At 70.7% G+C, this 18,348-nt stretch carries 17 protein-coding genes and 5 pseudogenes; 7 read left to right on the top strand and 15 right to left on the bottom strand.

Annotation, left to right across the window (positions count from 1 at the left end; translation table 11 throughout):
* Positions 1–11: 11 nt before the first annotated feature.
* Entirely contained in the window at positions 12–3,581 is a 3,570-nt protein-coding gene (locus tag ABT171_RS39395) for an nSTAND1 domain-containing NTPase (RefSeq protein ID WP_351251442.1), read from the bottom strand.
* A gap of 577 nt (positions 3,582–4,158) precedes the next feature.
* Here ABT171_RS39395 and ABT171_RS39400 point away from each other — a divergent pair.
* From ABT171_RS39400 to ABT171_RS39415, 4 genes are all read left to right on the top strand, one after another.
* Positions 4,159–4,380: a hypothetical protein gene (locus tag ABT171_RS39400; RefSeq protein ID WP_351251444.1), complete on the top strand. Its 222-nt coding sequence runs from the start codon at positions 4,159–4,161 to the stop codon at positions 4,378–4,380.
* Positions 4,381–4,442: 62 nt separating this feature from the next.
* A complete protein-coding gene (locus ABT171_RS39405; protein WP_351251506.1) occupies positions 4,443–4,628 on the top strand; it encodes a hypothetical protein in 186 nt (61 codons plus the stop codon).
* Positions 4,597–4,707 carry a DUF6233 domain-containing protein gene (locus ABT171_RS39410; RefSeq protein ID WP_351251446.1) on the top strand — a complete coding sequence of 37 codons (111 nt, stop codon included), beginning with the start codon at positions 4,597–4,599 and terminating at the stop codon, positions 4,705–4,707. Before ABT171_RS39405 ends, ABT171_RS39410 begins: the two co-directional genes overlap by 32 nt.
* 195 nt (positions 4,708–4,902) lie before the next feature.
* Entirely contained in the window at positions 4,903–5,139 is a 237-nt protein-coding gene (locus ABT171_RS39415; RefSeq protein ID WP_351251448.1) for a chaplin, read from the top strand.
* A 266-nt stretch (positions 5,140–5,405) separates the two neighbouring features.
* Here the strand turns inward: ABT171_RS39415 and ABT171_RS39420 are convergent, their stop codons facing one another.
* Positions 5,406–5,729 carry a hypothetical protein gene (locus ABT171_RS39420; RefSeq protein WP_351251450.1) on the bottom strand — a complete coding sequence of 108 codons (324 nt, stop codon included), beginning with the start codon at positions 5,727–5,729 and terminating at the stop codon, positions 5,406–5,408.
* 169 nt (positions 5,730–5,898) lie between these two features.
* Positions 5,899–6,501: a TIGR03086 family metal-binding protein gene (locus ABT171_RS39425; RefSeq protein WP_351251452.1), complete on the bottom strand. Its 603-nt coding sequence runs from the start codon at positions 6,499–6,501 to the stop codon at positions 5,899–5,901.
* An 81-nt stretch (positions 6,502–6,582) separates the two neighbouring features.
* Between ABT171_RS39425 and ABT171_RS39430 the strand changes: the two genes are divergently transcribed.
* Positions 6,583–7,050, top strand: coding sequence for a MarR family winged helix-turn-helix transcriptional regulator (locus ABT171_RS39430; protein WP_351251454.1), 468 nt, complete (start codon positions 6,583–6,585; stop codon positions 7,048–7,050).
* 60 nt (positions 7,051–7,110) lie between these two features.
* Here ABT171_RS39430 and ABT171_RS39435 read toward each other — a convergent pair.
* The 3 genes and pseudogenes from ABT171_RS39435 to ABT171_RS39445 form a co-directional block, all read right to left on the bottom strand.
* Positions 7,111–7,406, bottom strand: a pseudogene (locus ABT171_RS39435) (amidase family protein); the annotation flags it as partial.
* A gap of 452 nt (positions 7,407–7,858) precedes the next feature.
* Entirely contained in the window at positions 7,859–8,764 is a 906-nt protein-coding gene (locus ABT171_RS39440) for an NADP-dependent oxidoreductase (protein WP_351251456.1), read from the bottom strand.
* 112 nt (positions 8,765–8,876) lie between these two features.
* On the bottom strand, positions 8,877–9,956 hold the full coding sequence (locus ABT171_RS39445; protein WP_351251458.1) for an alkene reductase: 1,080 nt from the start codon (positions 9,954–9,956) through the stop codon (positions 8,877–8,879).
* Between the two features lie 275 nt (positions 9,957–10,231).
* On the opposite strand from ABT171_RS39445, the gene ABT171_RS39450 reads away from it, so the two are divergent.
* Positions 10,232–10,747: a MarR family winged helix-turn-helix transcriptional regulator gene (locus ABT171_RS39450; RefSeq protein ID WP_351251460.1), complete on the top strand. Its 516-nt coding sequence runs from the start codon at positions 10,232–10,234 to the stop codon at positions 10,745–10,747.
* A 443-nt stretch (positions 10,748–11,190) separates the two neighbouring features.
* Here ABT171_RS39450 and ABT171_RS39455 read toward each other — a convergent pair whose 3' ends face one another.
* The 3 genes from ABT171_RS39455 to ABT171_RS39465 all read right to left on the bottom strand — a co-directional run bounded on the left by ABT171_RS39455 (position 11,191) and on the right by ABT171_RS39465 (position 14,284).
* Positions 11,191–11,718: a VWA domain-containing protein gene (locus tag ABT171_RS39455; protein WP_351251462.1), complete on the bottom strand. Its 528-nt coding sequence runs from the start codon at positions 11,716–11,718 to the stop codon at positions 11,191–11,193.
* Positions 11,719–12,241: 523 nt separating this feature from the next.
* Complete coding sequence (locus ABT171_RS39460) at positions 12,242–13,360, bottom strand: hypothetical protein (protein ID WP_351251464.1); 1,119 nt, start codon at positions 13,358–13,360, stop codon at positions 12,242–12,244.
* A gap of 9 nt (positions 13,361–13,369) precedes the next feature.
* Positions 13,370–14,284, bottom strand: a complete 915-nt coding sequence (locus ABT171_RS39465) for a hypothetical protein (RefSeq protein WP_351251466.1) — start codon at positions 14,282–14,284, stop codon at positions 13,370–13,372.
* A gap of 386 nt (positions 14,285–14,670) precedes the next feature.
* Here ABT171_RS39465 and ABT171_RS39470 point away from each other — a divergent pair, with 386 nt between their 5' ends.
* Positions 14,671–14,886 carry a DUF6207 family protein gene (locus ABT171_RS39470; protein WP_351251499.1) on the top strand — a complete coding sequence of 72 codons (216 nt, stop codon included), beginning with the start codon at positions 14,671–14,673 and terminating at the stop codon, positions 14,884–14,886.
* Between the two features lie 132 nt (positions 14,887–15,018).
* On the opposite strand, the pseudogene ABT171_RS39475 reads toward ABT171_RS39470, so the two are convergent.
* From ABT171_RS39475 to ABT171_RS42065, 6 genes and pseudogenes are all read right to left on the bottom strand, one after another.
* Positions 15,019–15,315: pseudogene (locus ABT171_RS39475) on the bottom strand (GNAT family N-acetyltransferase); the annotation flags it as partial.
* Positions 15,313–16,315, bottom strand: a pseudogene (locus tag ABT171_RS39480) (winged helix-turn-helix domain-containing protein); the annotation flags it as partial. The pseudogenes ABT171_RS39475 and ABT171_RS39480, both read right to left, overlap by 3 nt.
* Before the next feature lie 206 nt (positions 16,316–16,521).
* Positions 16,522–16,854, bottom strand: coding sequence for a hypothetical protein (locus ABT171_RS39485; protein WP_351251468.1), 333 nt, complete (start codon positions 16,852–16,854; stop codon positions 16,522–16,524).
* A 474-nt stretch (positions 16,855–17,328) separates the two neighbouring features.
* A complete protein-coding gene (locus ABT171_RS39490; protein ID WP_351251501.1) occupies positions 17,329–17,829 on the bottom strand; it encodes an SMI1/KNR4 family protein in 501 nt (166 codons plus the stop codon).
* Positions 17,812–18,090 (bottom strand): annotated as a pseudogene (locus ABT171_RS39495) (transposase); the annotation flags it as partial. The gene ABT171_RS39490 and the pseudogene ABT171_RS39495, both read right to left, overlap by 18 nt.
* Positions 18,091–18,104: 14 nt before the next feature.
* Positions 18,105–18,320: pseudogene (locus ABT171_RS42065) on the bottom strand (SDR family NAD(P)-dependent oxidoreductase); the annotation flags it as partial.
* Positions 18,321–18,348 lie beyond the last annotated feature (28 nt).

The raw sequence follows: 18,348 nt of genomic DNA on the forward strand, positions 1-18,348 counted from the left end.
TCCGGCTCCGCTCACGGGCACAGCGGTCCTCGGTACGCGCCCGGCGGCATCTTCTGTTCCACCGCGTCGGGCAGCGCGGTGTCACCGAGCTTTCGGCACAGGGATTGGAACCACTGCTGCGGCAGACCGCCCGGGGGCGACGATGCCGCCGCGGCGGCGGCAGGGAGGCGACGCATCGGATCACCGTGGCCCTCAGCCCGAACCAGGGCGTTGAGTCCCCGCCCGGTCAGCGCGGCGGTGGTGCCGTCGACGATGCCGTAGGTGTCCACCACCTGCCACGGGCCGAACACCGGCTGCACACCCGGAACGGGCTTCATCTGGACGCCGGGAAGACCCGTGGCGGTGTCGTAGGCGATCACCCGGCCGCCGCCGGCCGTGACGGTGATGCCGGTGACGGCCGCATTGTGCGGCAGGCGGCGGGTGGACCCGATGGTGCGGCCGTCGGGCAGTCGGTGAAGGACGACGTCGGCGTCCACGGACAGTCCCGACGTCCTGACGGTGCCCACCGCCAGCACGCCGCCGTCGGGGCTGACGTCCACGAGCTGGTTCCCGAGCCGCCCATCGTCCTTCCAGGGCAGGGTGAGCAGCTTCCTGCCCTCGGCGGACTCGCCCGGGGCCAGGTCCCAGGTCCTCACCAAGGTGGTCAGGGAGCCGCTCGTCGCGCCGCCGATGTCCTGGCCGGCGGCGACCAGGCCTTGTCCGCCCGCCGTGAACGAGAACCAGGACAGCATCTCGTCGGGGCCCTTCAGCGTCCGTTCGATCCGCCCTGTCGCGGCATCCCAGACGATGATCCGCCCGCTCATGCCGCCGACGCCGGTGATCGCGGCGATACGCCGGCCGGTGGGATCGTAGGCGAGCGCCGCATACTCCGTGGGCACCATCATGCCGCTCGGGAGCCCACCCAACGACGGCAAGCCCGAGAACGGCTCGGACAGCTTCGGTGGCCGGTCGCCTTCGGCGGGCGCCTGAAGCTGCCGTACGACCCTGCCGGACCGCACGTCGTAGAGGACGACCGGTGGTCCGCCGACGGGACGTGACTGTGCCGAAGAGAGCTGCTGGGACATGGCCATGACGATCAGTGAGCCGTTCGGGGAGACGGCCTTGAGATCCTCCCGCCGTCCGGTACGCCGGGGCTCCGGGCCGCCGCCGAGGCGCCAGACCAACTCCTCGCCGGTGACGGACCTGGAGACCACGGTTCGCCCGTCGGCACTGATCGACGGGTCGTTGCCGCCGGTCAGGGAGGCGGATGTCGGGGAGGCGTAGGACGGTACGATCAGGTCGGCGAACCCGTAACGCCCGTAGTTCTCGGCAAGGAGCCGGCGCGTCGTGGTGGTGTCCCGGGTGCGGTACGCGCGCATGGCCAGGAGCAGCGCGTTGTAGGGGTCGCCCTGAGTGGTGCCGTCGGCCGCGTCGCGGGACTGCTGTGCCAGGACGGCGGCCGCGGTGGCCCGTGCACTGTCCTCCTTCTCGGACTCCGCTCCGTGCCGCCACACAAAGGTGACGGTAGCAGCGAGCAGGGCCATCGCCGCGGAAACGGCGGCCAGGAGCAGCCGTCTGCGGTGCGTCCGTGACCTGCTGAACGCGATGAACTGCCTCTCCACGTCCGTGAGTTCGTCAGGGCGCTCCTTCTGCCAGCCCCAGGCTTCGCGCAGTTCGGAGCCGGCCAGCCGACGTCCGGCAGAGCGTCCTTCCGCCTCCCAATGGGCGATGCGCTGCCGCAGGCCCTCCTGCCAGGAGCGGAACCCCTGGTTAGCGGCGACGAGTTCGCGCAGCAGGTGCCACTGCGTCAGCAAGGTCTCGTGGGCCAGCTCGACGCCTTCCACCGGTCTCCCGCCGGGACGGTACTCCTCGGTCGGCATCAGCAGCCGGGTGGTCATCAGCCGCTCGGCGACCCGCCACTGCTCGTTCGGCAGGTCCGTACGGGCGACGGTACGCCGGGTCGGCGAGGTGTGGGGGCCGCCGGGGTGGACCAGTTGCAACAGCAGACGCCGCGCGTGCTCATGGTCCTCGCTCGGCAGTGCCTTCCAGACCAGGTCGGCGTGGTTGGCGAGGGTCCTGCTCACCCCGCCGAGGGCGTCGTAGTGGGCGTGACTGATCACCCCGTTCCTGACGCCCTGCATGTCCCACAGCCGGGTCAGGGTGAACTGGAGCAACGGCAACCGGGCGGGGTCGGGACCGAGGTCGGCCAGCAGCCTGTTGACCAAACCGTGTTCGTAGCGCACCCCGAGGCCGCTCAACGGCCGCTCCACCGCGGCCCGCACCTCGCGCTCGGACATCGGGATCAGCGGGAACAGCCGGCTGTCGTCGACCAGGGGCGCCACCGCGGGGTGGCCGAGTGCGGCGTCGAGGAAGTCGGCGCGCAGGGCCATGAGGACCTGCATCCTTGCGCCGGGCTGCGTGCAGTGACCCAACACGGAGGCGAAGAGTTGCAGTTCGGTCTCGGAAGAACCAGCGAGCGCCTCCTCGAACTGGTCGACCACCAGCAGCAGCCTGCTCCTGCCCTGCGCGGCCAGCACCTGGTTCACCAGCGTGGCGATCCGTCCCTCCCGCAGCACCGTGCTCACCTGCGGTTCCTCCGCCAGTAACTCGGTCTGCGTCGCATCGGGGCGGAGCAGCGGCAAGAGGGTGAGCGACACAGCCTCCAGCGGGGTGCGGCCAGGGCGCAGCGTCCCGATGGCCAGGTCGCCGTGCTGCCGCAGCAGGGGAAGCACACCGGCGTTGACCAGGGAAGACTTTCCGCTGCCGGACGACCCCACCAGGGTGAGGCCGGAACCCACCGTCATCCGGTCGGCGATCCGGCGGGCGGCGTCCTCACGGCCGTGGAAGACCGCGGCGTCGCTCTCCTGGAAGGGGCGTAGGTCCCGGAACGGGCTGCGTGCCTTCGCGGCCTGGCGCAACGGTGGCCAGGCGGCGCACAGAGCCGCGGTGGGGATCACATAGGCGGTGCGCCGGTCCGGGGCGGTGTCGGTGCTGACCACCATACCGACCACTCCGCCCAGGCCCCGGTCCCACACCGGTGCCCCGGAGAACCCGCGCTGCACCGCGAACTGGCTTGCCGGGTCGGTGTCGTACTGGTACCAGCCGGTGGCCTGCAGCCCGCGCAGCACGCCTGCGCTGTGCGCGCCCGCGTCGTTGTCCTCCGGGAATCCGACGGTGCGCACCCGTAACCCGGCTTCCGCACCGTCCTCCACCAGCCGGGCCTGGGCGGCGCCGGACGGCGGGGGGTCCACGAGCCGCAGGACCGCGATGTCACCCGTCCCGTCGGCCTGCACGGGAACCCAGGCCACCACGGTCGCCTGCACGAGGTGCCCCGGAGCGGTGAGCGGGAAGTCCAGGACCACACGTCCTTCGGGCGGCCGGCCCCGCTCGCCGTGCGCCTCCGCATCAGGCGCGCTGCCGGGGACCACCGGGTCGCCCGGCCCCGACACCGAGGCCACCACGTGCGCACATGTGACGACGTCCTGCTCCCCGGTCAGGAAGCCCGCGCCCGCCGGGCGTCCGGACGCGTCCAGGATTCGGACCACTGAGGTGTCGCTCAGTGCGGCGCCCGCTCTGCCGACCAGGTCGTCCCACTGCCGCATCGGCTCCCTCCCCGAAATCCGCGTGCGTCCCTGTGTCGCCTGTCACAGTGATATCAACTGGGCGGAGCGGCAAGCAAATACCCGGCAAACCGGACGCGGCTACAACCTGTGTGTGAGACGGTGGACTTCGAGTCCTGGAAGTCGTCCTCCACCTTCCAGCAACACGGAGCCGATCACACACCCGCACCGGTGCACCCCCGCGCAGGGCTGGCTCCCGGGGCCGACAGCTCTGCGACTCCTCCGAATCGAACGGCACATCGCTCGACGTAACAGCTCCCCAAGATCTGTGCCGGCACCCAGGACTCATCGATAGAGCCAAGCTCGGGATCCATGCAGCGGATCGCACTGGCGCCTACAGGGCGGTCATGCCGGCGCATGATGTCGACCATGTATGAGGGGAAGAACCATCAGACGATCGGCTAGGTCGCCGACCGGCTGGGGAGCTCTGCGCCGACGCTGCGCTACTGGGAGGAACAGGGGCTCTTGCAAACTCGCGGCTCGGCAGTCGGAGCGGCGGCTCTACGGGGTGACGGAGGTGCGCCGGATCGCGTTGATCCGGATCTGACAAGAGAGCGGCATGCTGAGCCTGGACGAGATCACGATCGTGCTGGCCGGGCGCACGGAGACCGGTCACTGGCGAGAGACGGTGCACGGGCGTCTGGAGGCCATCGACGAGCAGATCGACCGCCTTGCGCGGGCCCGGGCCTGCCTCGTGCACTACCTGGACTGCCCGCGTACTCATCCGGCGGAGGACTGCCCGGTGGTACACCGCGAGGTCGACACCTACCTGGAGGCTTGACTTCAAGTCGACGTGAGGTGGAACCCCCTGTGTAGTGCTGGCGGGCAGCCTACCTTCCAGAGGTGGGCAGCCTATTCTTCAGAATCGAATTTGTGAACGATCTGCCGCCCGACCTGCCACGTCTCCCCACCTTAGAGACCTGGCTGGTGCTGTCCCTCTACCGGGTCCGGCAGCAGATTGCGGCGGCTGAACAGCGCCAGGCGGAACAGCATCGCGGTGAGCGGGCGCGGCCGCCCGCGCCCGACTGACTCACTGAGGGCGCTGAGCGAGGGCGTCGCGGCCTGCCCGCACTGCCGGCCGGACACCGAGTGGGGCGTCCTCGACTAGAGGGTGTCCGGTGGGGTGACTAGTCAACTGGCCTTTGTAGGGCATGAATCAACGTCATCACCGGTTCGATGGAACCAGGTGCCTGAATCGTTTGTCCGGGACGGAGCCGGAGATCTTCTTCCCTGCGACCGGCACTTCTTGGCAGTCCTGGCGACTGGCACCGCCGGTTCGAGACCACTATCCATGGGAGGGACCATGCGTATCCGTACCACCGTCGCCGCCTGCACCCTGGCTGCGGCAGCCATCCTCGGGTGCTCCGGTGCCGCCTTCGCCGACTCCGGCGCCGAAGGCGCAGCGGTGGGCTCGCCCGGCGTCGTTTCCGGCAATGTGATCCAGGCGCCGGTCCATGTGCCGATCAACGCATGCGGCAACAGCATCGACATCGTCGGCCTGCTGAACCCGACGTTCGGCAACGTCTGCGTCAACGACTGACGCGCAACCGCCCGGAATGGCCTCGCGGCGGGCGCTCGCGGCGTGGCTGGGGCCGCCCGCCGGATGATGCAGGACACAGGCCGGACACACGGGCGGCCAAGCCGGGCCGCCGTCCGGCTCCGCGGTGCGGGGGCGTGTCCGGTGGGCAAGGAACCGATTGACCGGACACGCCTTCAGGCGCTACGCGGCGGACGGCCCGTCGCCTTCCTCGCGGTCGTCTTCTTCGCCGCGGCCTTCTTGGCGGGCTGCCTCTTCGCAGCTGGTTTCTACTTCGGCTTCGGCAGTTCGTGCACCTCGCCCGGCCCGGTGTCCTCGCCGCGGGCGGCTTTGGCCTTCGACACGGACTCCTGCAGTGCGGCCACGAGGTCGAGCACCTGGGCCGACTGCTCGGGCTCCGGCGCCTCGGCCAGGGGCTTCTGCTCCCGCTTCGCCTCGATGATCTGGGTTGGCGGGGGTTGCGGTGGGCTGGCCGGGCAGCGGTCGGCGTTGATCAGGTCCAGGACCGCCGTCTGATCGGCCGGGGCATAGGGGCGCAGGCTGCTGATTGGCCCGCGACGCCAGCCCCGGCCGTGCCTACGGTCCGCGCCCATGGTTCCGACAGCCGCACCGCCCCGCACCCGGCTCCCCGTCCTCGCGGCCCCCCGAACATCGTCGACTCAGGCCTGTGCACCTGGACGTCCGCCGTCCCCGACTGGCCCGCCGGCAGTCAGTTTCCGGCAGGCGTGAGGGCCGAGCGGCCACGCCGGGACATCCCCCGGCTCACCGGCCGGCGGAAGCGTGCTCCGGTGGAGGAGTCCAGAAGGGGGATCGGCCGAGGTGGAGCAGGATGCGGGACAGGGGGTCCCGGACGACGGACTGGCGGAGGGGCGTGGCGAACGCGGCTCCCGGTAGTACGCGGTGAGCGCCGTCCGGGACGGCGAGCGCGATGGGGAGGGCCGCGTCCAGGAGGCCGGGGGCCGGGGTGAAGGGGACGCCGAGAGCGCGGGCCGCATCCCAGGCGTGTACCACGTAGTCAAGGAAGTGGAAGCCGATGGCCCGGACCGCGGGGAAGACGGATCCAGTGCCGAATTCCGGCAGGGTGAAGTCCTGGTCCCCGGAGCACACTTCGGCAAAGGCCTCGATGACCGCTTCCGCAGCGGTCGTGTATCGCCTGATGGTCCCTGGCCCCGGATGCTCGGCCTTCCACTGCGCGAGGTCACGGCCTTCCCCTCGTGCGGCTGCCGCGAAACCACGGTGCTGAGCCGTCATGTGCTCGACCAGCTCGCCCAGGTTCCACGCCGCGCAAGGGGTGGGGCGCGTGAGGTCGTCCACGGTCGCGTGGCGGACCGCGGCGACACTGTCGCGTACCGCGCGGGCGTCCAAGGCCCTGACAGAGGATAATTTAGTAAGCATTCGCTTACGATAAGCAGTCGTTTATGATGTGTCAACGAGTATGGTCTCCTCATGGCTGGGAACACCGGATCGGAAAGACGCCCTGACCTCGCGGCCATGGTCGTTCCGCTGGGTCGCGCGCTGGTGGCCGCGGAACTGCCGGTACTGCGCGAGCACAGGCTGGCGATGTGGGCTTACGGGGTGCTGCTGCGGCTCGACGACGAACCCGTACGCACCCAGGCCGCGTTGGCCCGGGACATCGGTGCGGACAAGACACGGATCATCGGCGTCCTCGACGACCTGGAGGAGCGCGGGCTCATCCATCGACAGCCCGATCCGAGCGACCGGCGCGCTCGTCTGCTCTCGCTCACCGCGGACGGGCGCCGGATGCGCGACGCGGTGCAGTCGGCGATCCAGGAGCAGGAAGAGCGGCTGCTGGCGCGGCTCCCGGAGGAGGACCGGCGCGGCTTTCTGCGCGCTCTGCAGGCACTGGCCGCCATGCCCCCCGCCGAGATCACCGGAGAGTCCACCTCGCCTTGAGGGCCGGGCATCGGCGTCCGGCGGCCTGACGCCGCGGCACCAGGCCGCCCGTGCCTCCTGTCACCAGTGGCGCCGGAAACCGCTGCTCCAGCGGGTCGTTCTGCACGGCCCAGGGGATGATGCAGAGCCAAGGCTCTGGGCCACCCCAGCCTCGTAAACGCATGTGCCGTCCGCAGCAGCAGATCGTCGCGGCGGCGGGCGGCCATGAGCTGCACGCCCACGGACAACCCGGCCTCGTCCGTGCCCAACGAGACCGTCGCCGCCGGCTGCCGGGTCAGGTTGAACGGGTACGTGAACGGCGTCCAGCCCGTCCAGCGCCGGTGAGGAGAGCCGAACGGCACTCCCCAACCCGCCTCCTCGAAGGCAGCGCGCCAGTGGACGGCGCACTACGTGGTCTTCGACCTGGTGCACGGTGGCAAGGACCTGATCCTCGACGGTCATGGTGTCCATGAGGCGAGAAAGGGCGAACCGGTCCCGACCGCTGCCCGGACGCCGTGATCACATCACCCGTTCAGCTCCGTATACACATGCCGTCGACGGGCACCCGCCCGGGCTGGGTGCCGCAGCCGATCCCCGAGTCTGGCCGCGGCACCCACCACCTTCGAGACGCGCCGGGCCTGCCACGGACAGACCGGCTCGTTCCCGCGAGAACCGGGGGTGACGGCTCTCAGGCACCTGCGTGCTGACACCAGGGCGGACGGGGAGCAGGTGGAGGGGCGGGAGGGGCCGCAGCCGGCTGGGTGCGGGGCCGGCTGCGGCCCCGGGAGCCGCCTCACCCGTTCCGGCGACACGAGGCGGCGCTAGTGGGTCAGGGCAGCAGGACGGCCTTGCCCTGGTTGCGGTGGGCTTCCAGGTCGGCGTGGGCCTGAGCGGCCTGCGCGAGGGGGTAGGTGCGCCAGATCGGCACGGTGAGCTTTCCGGCGGCGGCCAGCTGCACCAGCTCCGGCAGCACCTGGCCGCTCTGGTCGGCGCTGCCGGCGCTGAAGCGGACGCCGTGCTGCTGGGCGGACATGTCGGCGATGGTGATCACCTTGTCCACGTCGCCGGTCAGGGCGACGGAGTCGGCGAGGACGCCGGCGCCGGAGGCGTCGAAGACGAAGTCCACTCCGCCCGGAGCGGCGACCTTCACCCGCTCCGCCCAGCCGTCGCCGTAGCGGACCGCGGTGGCGCCGAGCGCGGTGACACGCTCGATGTCCTTCTCGCCGACCGTGCCGATGACGGTGATGCCGCGGGCGACGGCCAGCTGCACCGCGAGAAAACCCACGCTGCCGGCCGCGCCGTGGACGAGCAGGGTCTGGCCCGCCTCGACCCCCAGCTGGCCGAGGACCCGGTGCGCGGTCAGACCGACCGTGACCAGCGAGGCGGCGACCTCCCACGACAACCCTTCGGGCTTGGCCACCGGCCGCTCCAGCAAGGCGTACTCGGCGTAGCTGCCGCCGACGGTGGCGCCGAGGACCTCATCGCCCACGGCCGCATCGGCTCCCTCGCCGACGGCGTCGACGACACCGGCCGCGTCCAGGCCCGGGGTCACCGGGAAGCGCGCGGGGACGATCTTGGCCATCAGGCCGGAGCGGATCTTCATGTCGAGCGGGTTCACTGAGGCGGCCCGCACCTTGATCCGGACCTGGCCCGGGCCCGGCTGAGGCGGGGCGACCTCGGTCGGCCGCAGCACCTCGGGCGCGCCGTACTCGGAGAAGGTGATCGCAGTGGACATCGGGAACTCCCAGGTGGATACGGGTACGGAAGACATCGGACGGGCTGACTCTGAACTCACTGTGCGGTCACGACAGCAGTCACACCGGTGACCACGCCGGTGACGGCGCCGGTCAGGCGTCGAGAGGGGGGTAGTCGGTGTAGCCGCGGTGGTCGCCGCCGTAGAAGGTGGCCGGATCCGGGGTGTTGAACGGACCGCCGGCGGCCAGGCGGGCCGGCAGGTCGGGGTTGGCCAGGAACAGCGCCCCGTAGGCGACCATGTCCGCAGCTCCGTCCTCGACCAGGGCAAGCGCCTCGGGCCCGGTGACCTCCGGGTAGGTGAACGGGTTGAGGACGAACGTGCCCGGCCAGGCCTTGCGCAGCCGGGCGGTCAGGTCGCGGTCCGGGCCCTCCATCAGGTGCAGGTAGGCCAGGTCCAGGCCGGCGAGCCGCTGCAGCAGCGCCTCGTACGTCTCGTACGTCGTGGCCGGATCGGTCTCGGCGATGTCGTTGTACCGGTTGCCGGGCGAGATCCGCAGCCCCACCCGGTGACCGCCGATCGCCTCGGCCACCGCGGTGACCACCTCGGCGGCGAAGCGGATCCGGCCCTCGACATCGCCGCCCCAGGCGTCGGTGCGCAGGTTGGTGTTCGGCGCGAGGAACTGGTGGACCAGGTAGCCGTTGGCGCCGTGGATCTCCACGCCGTCGAACCCGGCCTCGATCGCGTTGTGTGCCGCGTTGACGAAGTCCGCGATCGTCTGGCGGATCTCCGCCTCGCTCAGCTCCTTCGGCCTCACGTAGTCCTTCGGCCCGTCATGGGTGAAGACCTGGCCCTGGGCGGCCACCGCCGACGGTGCCACCGGCACCAAGCCGTCGGGGAGCAGGCTGGGGTGGCCGATCCGGCCGGTGTGCATCAGCTGCGCGAAGATCACGCCGCCCTCCCGGTGCACGGCGCCGGTCACGTTCCGCCAGGCCGCGACCTGCCCGGACGTGTGCAGGCCCGGGGTGTCCGGGTAGCCCTGGCCGACCGGCGAGGGCTGGATGCCCTCGGTGACGATCAGCCCGGCGCCGGCGCGCTGCGCGTAGTAGGTCGCCATCAGCTCGGTCGGCTCCGCGCCGGGCCCGTAGGCGCGGCTGCGGGTCATCGGCGCCATGGCGATGCGGCTGGCCAGGCGCTTGCCGCCCAGGGTGATCGGATCGAACGCAGTGGTCACGTGCTCAAGCCCTTCGAAACGGGTTGGTTGATGGGGCGGAGTTGTCCCCTGTCGGACGGGATCCGCCGCAACCTCAACCGGATTACCTGTTCGAACAGTAAATGGCGTGAGGGCATTCCAGCAAACATGTGACGCCCGCCACAGAAACCGGGAGGCTGCCTATGTGGCCTGGAAGTCAGCCGCTCAGGAGTGGCCAAGGGAGCGCGGATCACGCAAGGCAAGGAGGAGGTATCCTGTTCGAGCAACATTCGCGGAGGGCAGAGGAGAGTCACACCATGGCGGAGTCCGCAGCCAGCGCCGAAGGCCGCAGCCCGGCCTCGGTGGACGGGGCCATCCCCCTGCCCTCAGCCGCCAGCGGAGGACCGATCAGCCACGCGATCTTCCGGGTGGCCCGCATCCACCGCATGATCGCCGGACAGCTCCTGCGCCGCGTGGGCCTGCACCCCGGCCAGGAATTGGTGATGATGCAGCTGTGGGAACTCGGCCCGCAGCGACAGGTCGACCTCGTCCGCCTGCTCGACTCCGACGCCGCCACCATGACCCGCACCATCCGGCGCCTGGAGCACGCCGGCTTCGTGCGCCGCTCGCCGTGCCCCGACGACAAACGCGCCTCCCTCATCGAGGCCACCACCGCCAGCCACGCGCTGCGCAAAGAAGTCGAGCAGCTGTGGCGCCAGCTCGAGGACGCCACCGTCGGCGACAGCACTGACGACGAGCAGGCCACCATCCTGCGCGCCCTGGAGGACATCGAGGAACGACTCACCCGCACCGCCGCCCAGCTCGGCACCTGACGAGCTCAGCACCGCTGGGACGACCGGCCCGCATGCCGCACGCTCCCAGTCGCCCATTGCGCGAACCGTGGACCGGCGAGGGGCTCATACCGTCCGGCAACTGCCGCCGACCGCACGGCGGCCGAGCCGCGTCCTGGAGAACGGGTTCGTCCGATAGCCGACACCCGTGGCGTTCAGGCGACCGGTGCGTTCAGGGGCTGCTCGGCCCGGATGGTCTCGCCACGCCAGCCGTAGCCGCTGCCCCAGCAGAAGGTGAGCCGGGCGATGAGGTACAGGCCGCAGGTCGGCCCGCCGCGCGGCAGAGGCGGAGGCGTTGAGGTTTTCGTAGCAGGCGAGTTTGCCGTAGCCGAATCCGACAAACAGTCAGAAGACTCCCCGTGAGGCGGTGTTCTGGAGCATGGAGCGGACCTCTGCTTTGTCCCAGTGCTCCTCACCCACCTGGGTCACGATGTAGGCGGGATCTGCAGCGCGGACTCCTGATAGTGGCTGACCGCGCGGCGCATCGCGTCGGCGACGTTGCCCCAACCCCAGTCGGCCTGGGTATGCGGCTGCCCGATACGGCCGCGGTAGTTGGCCAGCCGGATCTCCTCCAAGAACGGCTCTCGCCCACTGGAGAAAATCACGGGCACCGTGCCGTCGTCGTCGAGGTTGGCCGACAGGGCAAGGACGCGTTCGGCGAAAGCCTGCACGGCAAACGACTCGTACAGCTCTTCCATGTGCCCGTCATGATCCAAGATCAGGCAGACGGCAGCTCGCCGCCCCGTAATTCCTTGGTCTGCGAGAGCCTGGCCGGCCTGCCGCGCGGGAGCCACCAGACCCGGGGCCTGTCGCTCCACCTTCGTCAGGTCCACCGCAGCGACCGTGGTCGTGCGAGTCTGTGCAGCAATCAGCGCGGCAGAGGGCTGGGGATCGACATCGACGCCGTGGTCGGTTGTCAGCCCCGCAAGCCCCGAGGCGTAGCCCTGCCCCACGGCGCGGACCTTCCAGCCATCACACACGCCGGTAGCTCCACCAGGACCACGACGGTCTCCCCCACCGTGAAATCCGGCGCGGTGAAAAACGCAGACGGCCCACCGCTCTGGGCGATCGTCAGCTGCGGGGCTCGAGTGAAGACGGCACCTGGCTGCAGCGGGTCCACACTCAGAGCGACACGTTCTCGCCCTTACGCAACGACGCGGTCCGCATTCCCGCTCCTCTGTCGATCACCGGAGAGGAAACGGTAGTCACCCATACACGCGACCGCGGCCACTTCCCCGCACCTGGCATGCACATCCTTCCTACGCGCTGGCCCTCGCGACACAACGATCATTGAACATCGACGACGCCCAGTGCAGATAACACGGTCGCTCGTCATGACCGGCCTCACCCATGTCGCACACGCCGTCCCGGCAGAAGCCGGGGCGAACGGACGGGACCCCGCCCGCCCCGCGCGGGCCGGCGGCCCGGACCACCACGCCGGGCACACGCCGGGCCCCGGGCTGACGCCACCGGACGTCAGGGGAGCGCGAGCACCGCGGCGATGGTGGCGCGCAGCTCCTGGTCGTCGAGGACGGCCCGGTAGTCCCGGTAGTTGGACAGCCGCAGGTCGCGGGCCTCGACGAGGCGCAGTGCTCGCCGTGCGGACGGCGTGACCGTGCCGATACGCAGGAACCCGCGGAGCGCCTCGGCCAGGGCGCCGTAGCGGTCGTCGTCCCCAGTGAAGCGCACGACGACCTGCTCCAGCACCGACAGGGTGGGCCCCGGGTCGCCGGTGATCCTCCACAGGGCGACCGCCGCCGTCGCCTTCCCGTACTCGGCGTTCTCCATGAGCTCACGCACCCGTCCGGCGTGCGCCGCGGCGGCGGGACCGAAGTCGGACAGGAGGAGGACCGGTCCGTACGGCGACGCCTGCTCGTCGTGCACCGCCTCGCCCAGGAGCCGCAGTGCGGTACCGTCGTCACCCCCCGCGATGCGCCACGCGGCCCAGGCGATCCTGCCGTGGTTGCCCGGATGGTCGAGAACGACCGCGTCGCGCACGGCGGGCGCCGTCGAAGCCGCACCGGGCCCCATCGCCAGCAGCACGTCGACCACCCGCAACGAGTACCGGGTGTCCTTCAGGAGCGGCAGGATGACCGGGAGCACGGGCAGCGCGTCCGGCCCCCACTCCTCGGCAACGTCCAGCAAGGTGCCCATGATCTCGCCATGGTCGCCGTGCCGCTCGTGGTCCTGCCGCACCTCCTCCAGCAGCGCGGGCAGCAGGACGTCCGCGTGCTCGCGCAGCGACGCAAGGACTTCGTGTATCTCCGGCCGGCGCGGATCGCCCGCCACCCAGCTGCGCCCGAACTGCTCCCGGTACGGCGCCCAGAGCGACTCGACCAGACCGGGGAGGCAACGGGGGTCGCCCAGCCGGACCAGGGCCCAGCGGGCGAAGTCGCCGACGGTCCCCTCGATCCAGGAGATTTCGTCGGTCCCGGGATCGTCGAGCAGTGCCGCCAGGCGGTCGGCGTAGGGACCGGAGTCGGGGGCGAGCATCGCGAGGAGGTGCGCGGCCTTGAGCCGCACGCAGTCGTCGGCACACTCCAGCAGCCGTGCCGCGAGGGGCAGCACCGTCGGTGCCGCGGAACGCCGCAGCACCAGGTGCCGCTACGCCTCGTCCAGGACGACCCGGCGCAGCCCGTCGTCCGCGGTGTGTTCCGCCGCCTCAGCCAGCCGGGACACGAACGACAGGGCATCCTGGGGGACGTGGTCGAGGAGACCGGACACCCATGCGGCGACGTCGTCCCGGGTGAAGGGGATCTCGACGTCCGGTAGCCACCAGATCCGCTCGAACCGGGGCCGTACGGCCGGATCGGCGAGGACGTCCAGCAGCAGGTCGGCATGCCGGAGTGGGGCGTCGCGGTCGAGGGACGCCCGGGCGATCACGGCCGCCACCTTCATCACCGGCTCGTCGTCGCGCAGCACCCGGCTCAGCACCGTCTCCACCGCGCCGGCGAACCGGTGCCGACCGCCGGGAGACCTGGTCTCGGACGCGTCGGCGGTCGTCGCGGCGCGGGTGCCCAGCGCCAGCAGGAGGGGCAGGCGTACGGCCGGGTCCGTCTCGGCGTGCCACCGTTCCAGCAGCGCGTCGTCGTCCGCGATGAGGAGGGCGGCCCGCCGGACGCTCGGCGCGGGGTCCGCGATGAGCGCCGTGATCCTCTCGCCCTGACGCCGCCACTCCTCCCGCCACGCTCCGTGCGTGCCCCGTTCACCGGCCTCGCGCGCCGCACCGTTGAGGGCGCCGAGCAGTTCGACGAGAGTGACTCGTGCGCCGTTGGCGGGGTCGGATGCGAGCGCCGTGAGAAACGGCAGGGCCGCGGCCGCGGCCGACGGCAGCCCGCCTCCCGGGACGAACAGGCAGGAGTACAGCGGGTGGCAGTCCTCCTCCGTCGCCGCCGGACCTCGCCTGACCAGGCGGCGCAGCGCCCGCGGGACCTCCTGGACCGGATGGTGCTCCGGCACGCCCGTCCGGAACCGGCTCCAGTCCACCGCGTCCACCGCATCGACCGAAGTCCCCGCCACCGCCACCCCCGTAAGTCCGCCGTACGTCGACCGACTGACATCCTGGCATCGACCCGACGGGATGACGGCAGACCCGACGGGCGCAACCGGCGTTCGGCGGCGGCCCGACCGCGGTCCGCCAGGCCGGATTCGACCCCGAGCCAATCCACGGGCCCGGTTCAATCCGGTCCGCGGGTCCGAGGTTCGGCGGCCCCGGTGTACAGCCCTGGCCTCTACTCCCTCGGGTCCGCCTGCGCGTCCGGACCGGCAGCGTCTCCCGTAGCTCCATCACCGGTCAGCTTCTGCAGCGCCCCGCAGCCGCCGCGCCGCCAGTTGAGGCACACGCTGCTTGCGCCGAGCGGGTGAACCCCTGCGCAAGCAAGAACCCGTGACCGTACGAGCCCGTCGTGGAAGACGTGGATGCGATCAACGAAGTGCACGTGTCGGAGCCCGGTCTGGTCGTCGTGGACGTGGCAGCCGCTGACGACCAGACCGCCTTCGCCTTCCAGGCAGCACTCGCGTCGATGTGGGCGATCACCGCGGTGGAACGCACGACACGCGACGCCGGGCAGCCCGGCGTACGGCTGCGCTGCTACCTGGACATGCGCCAGGCACCGAGCTGAACGGCGCCGGCCGGGCCGGCTCAGCCAGCGGGCGAGGGCGACGGTGGCGGGCCTGTTGGAGCACTGGCCGAGCAGGCCGGCCCGTGCGTCGCGCTCGGCAGCGTCGATGCTCAGGCCCCGGCGGATCTTGTCGGCCGAGTCGGCGGTGTCGACGAAGTCCTGGAAGAGCCACTTCTGAGGGAAACCGGTGTCCGCATGCGAATCGACGACCTCCACGCTGCACGGTAGTGGTTGGTCCCGATCGGCCCCGTCCGTATCCCCGCAGGCAGTTCGCTGGCCGGCTCAGGCAACTGCTGCAGATCGGCCGGCTCCAGCTCGACCAGGCTGAAGACACGCCGATAGCCGGCTGCGAGCAGAAGCGCCGTGGCATCCTGCTCGGAGGCCATGGCGTTCGCGCCGATCACACGCCGTCCGCACCGTTCCATGACGGAACCAGGCGTGCCCGAGGTACTCCACGAAGGCGTTCTGGCGGTGCAGAGCGGCCAGGACGCCTTCGGCGTCGCTGCGTGCGGTGAGAGCGTCGGCAAGAGCGGAGCAGAAGCGTTCGAGGGCGCTGACCCGCAGCAGCAGATCCTGCGTTTCGGCTGTCTGCCGCCTGAGCACCTCGGCCGGCAGGAACTCGGCGATCGTGGTCCGGTCGGCCTCGAACTCCTTCAGGTACGTCCCCGGATCCGGCTCTCCCTGCGCAGCCAGCGCGCACAGCCGCAGTCCGGCGGCCCAGCCCCGAGTGCGCTCAACGAGTGGGGCCACGTCGTCCGCCGGGAGGCGCAGGCCGTGCAGTGTCAGGAGAGCGGCTGCCTCGTCGGGAGTGAAGGCCAGCTCGGCGTTCCTGATCCCCGTGATGGTGCCGCCCGCGCGGTAGCGGTGCAGCGAGAGGAGCGGCTCGGTTCGTGTGACCAGGACCAGACGCATACCGTAACCCGCGTGCTGGAGGACGAAGTCCAGCTGGTCCGCGACCTCCGGGTCGGTCACCCGGTCGTATTCGTCGATGATCAGGAGCACCGGAGCGTTCCGGGTACTCAGTTCGGCGGCGAGCCGCATGAGCAGCCCGTCGTCCGTACGGCCGGCTTCGGCGGGGAGGCCGGCGTCTGCGGACAGTCCCACACCGGCGCGGCGCAGGGCCTTCGAGGAGGTTCGCCCAGAAGACGCCGCCGCCCCTGTCGGCCACCCGGGCAGTCAGCCAGGCGACGGGACCGTCCCGGGCCGAGGCCCAGTCGGCGGCCAGCAGCGTCTTGCCCGCTCCCGCGGCACCGTGGACCACCGCCAAGGGGGGCGGAAGGGCCTGGGCCAGATGGATGACCAGCCGGTCCCGCCGCAGGGACGTCACGGACCGCGCCGGTAGGGCGAACTGTGTGCGGAGAAACGGATCCCCTCCGGGATCGGCACGCAACGCGGTCGGCTGCGCTCCGTTCAGGCCCAGTACGGCCATGCCGATCACCACCTCGACCGTCGTACCGCGGTCGGTGTTCCCCCTGGTCATCAGCGTGTTCCCGCACGGTCACGGGCAGGCGGAGGCCGATGGTCCCGGAGAGGGGCGGAACAGCCCTGTCACCACCATGACCCGCCGCTCCCTGACGCGCCCTGTGTCCCTGAAACCCCTTGGTGGCCGGACAGGGCGGGGAGCGGAGCGTGGAGTCAGGGCGGAGCCTGGCCTTCGGGCACGCCGCAGGACCGTGGGCCGAGACGGGTGGTCAGCCGGTGCTTCGCGGCGGCTGTCAGCTCGTCGAGACGCCGTTGGAGCGCGGTCAGGTCCGGGGCGAAGTCCCCCTTCGCCACCTGGCCCAGGACGGCGGCGAGTTCCTGGTCGAGGCCGGCCATGGCCTCGCCCACCTCGTCACTGTCGATGTCCGTCCGGGCGATGTCCCAGACCGTGTGGCACTCGTCCCCGCGCCTGACGGCCTCGTCCTGGATCTGCCTCCGGCGCTCGGGCGAGCACGGCGTGCTGCTCGACCGCGGCAGCCCGGCCACCCAGTCCCTGGCCGCGCACGCATGGTCGAACTGCTGGCGGACGGCTTGTCGCTGAGCCAGTAGCCCCGATTTCTCGTCTCTGCGGTGTTGCCCCACGGTCCTGACCGCGTAGTGGGCAGTCGCTCCGAGGAACCCTCCGCCAAGGGCTCCACCGAGACCTGCGAGCACCGTAGTAAGCCTGATCACACCTTCCAGTGAACGGCTTGCGGTGGTCCGTACAGCGTTCCACGCCGCACGGATCACCCGTTGTGCCCTGTCGTGAGCGGGCGTTGTCTCCGGTGCCGAGAACGCGACAGGCATGTGAGGCAGTAGCCCTCGGCGCCGGTGCCTGACAGAGGTCTGTGGGCTGTCAAGGCACGTTGGGAACGGGCACTGGTCCTGGACCAGCACGGCCGGCACCACTTTTCATGGCTCCCCTGTTGGTGTTAGACGATGTCTGGTTGGTGTCGGCTCATGATCGGGGGCCCGGCTGCGTTACGGCTGGTACCAGTCGTCGCCACCGGCTTGGAGTGAACGGCCGAGGTAGTCCTGCAGGTTGTTGGCGACCCATCGACGACTGTCGCTCTCGTGCTCCCAGACGAAGATGTCGGGACGCTCGGGCTTCTGCACGAAGGCGAACTGGTCGCCGCCTCCGTTGTCTCCGAAGAAGAGGAAGGCGTCGAACGTCATGTAGAGCTGCGCGAACGTCTGGTCGGACCAGAAGAGCAGGTTCCTCTCGACGATCTGATCGATGGGCCAGACGGTGTCCACGTGAGTGTGCCCGATTACCCCGTTGCTTTCGAGGAGCAATTGCCGAAGCTCTGCCGGCAGCGTTCGCCTGAGTCGCGTCTCCGCCACGACAAGCTCGGATGCCTGGACCGGTTCCCGGAAGCCCACGCCGGGAAAGATCGCTGTCGCTGCCTGTCTCCACATGATCCGGAGCCTAGCCAACCACCTCCAGGCGCCTGTACTGCATCGGCGGTAGCAGATGAGCATGCTGGCGATGCCGACGAGGGCCAGGAAGTGTTCGGCCTTGCGCTCGTAGCGTCGGTGCAGGCGACGGCACCCGTTCAGCCAGGACATCGTGCGCTCAACCACCCAGCGGTGCCGGCCCAGGCGGCCGGATGGCTCGATGCCTCGCCGGGCGATGCGCGGCACGAGCTGCCGGCGCCGTAGCCATCTGCGCAGGTGGTCGAAGTCGTAACCCTTGTCGGCGTGCAGCTTGGCCGGAACGCCGCGTTGCCGACCAGGACATCGATGCGGCCGAACGCCTCCTCCGCCCGGTCGATCGCCTCGCCGCAGTGCGCCCGGTCGGCCAAGTCGCCCGGCACGAGAACGATCTCGCGTCCGGCCTGCTCCACCCAGCGCGCGGTGTCGCGGGCGTCCTCTTCCTCCTCGGGCAGATAGGGGACGAGCACATCCGCGCCCTCCCGCGCGATGGCGATGGCCACCGCCTTGCCGATGCCGCTGTCACCGCCCGTGATCACCGCGGCCTTGCCGGCCAGCCGGCCCGGC

This window comes from Streptomyces sp. NPDC001851 (assembly GCF_040297165.1).
In the GTDB taxonomy this organism is placed as follows: Bacteria; Actinomycetota; Actinomycetes; order Streptomycetales; family Streptomycetaceae; genus Streptomyces.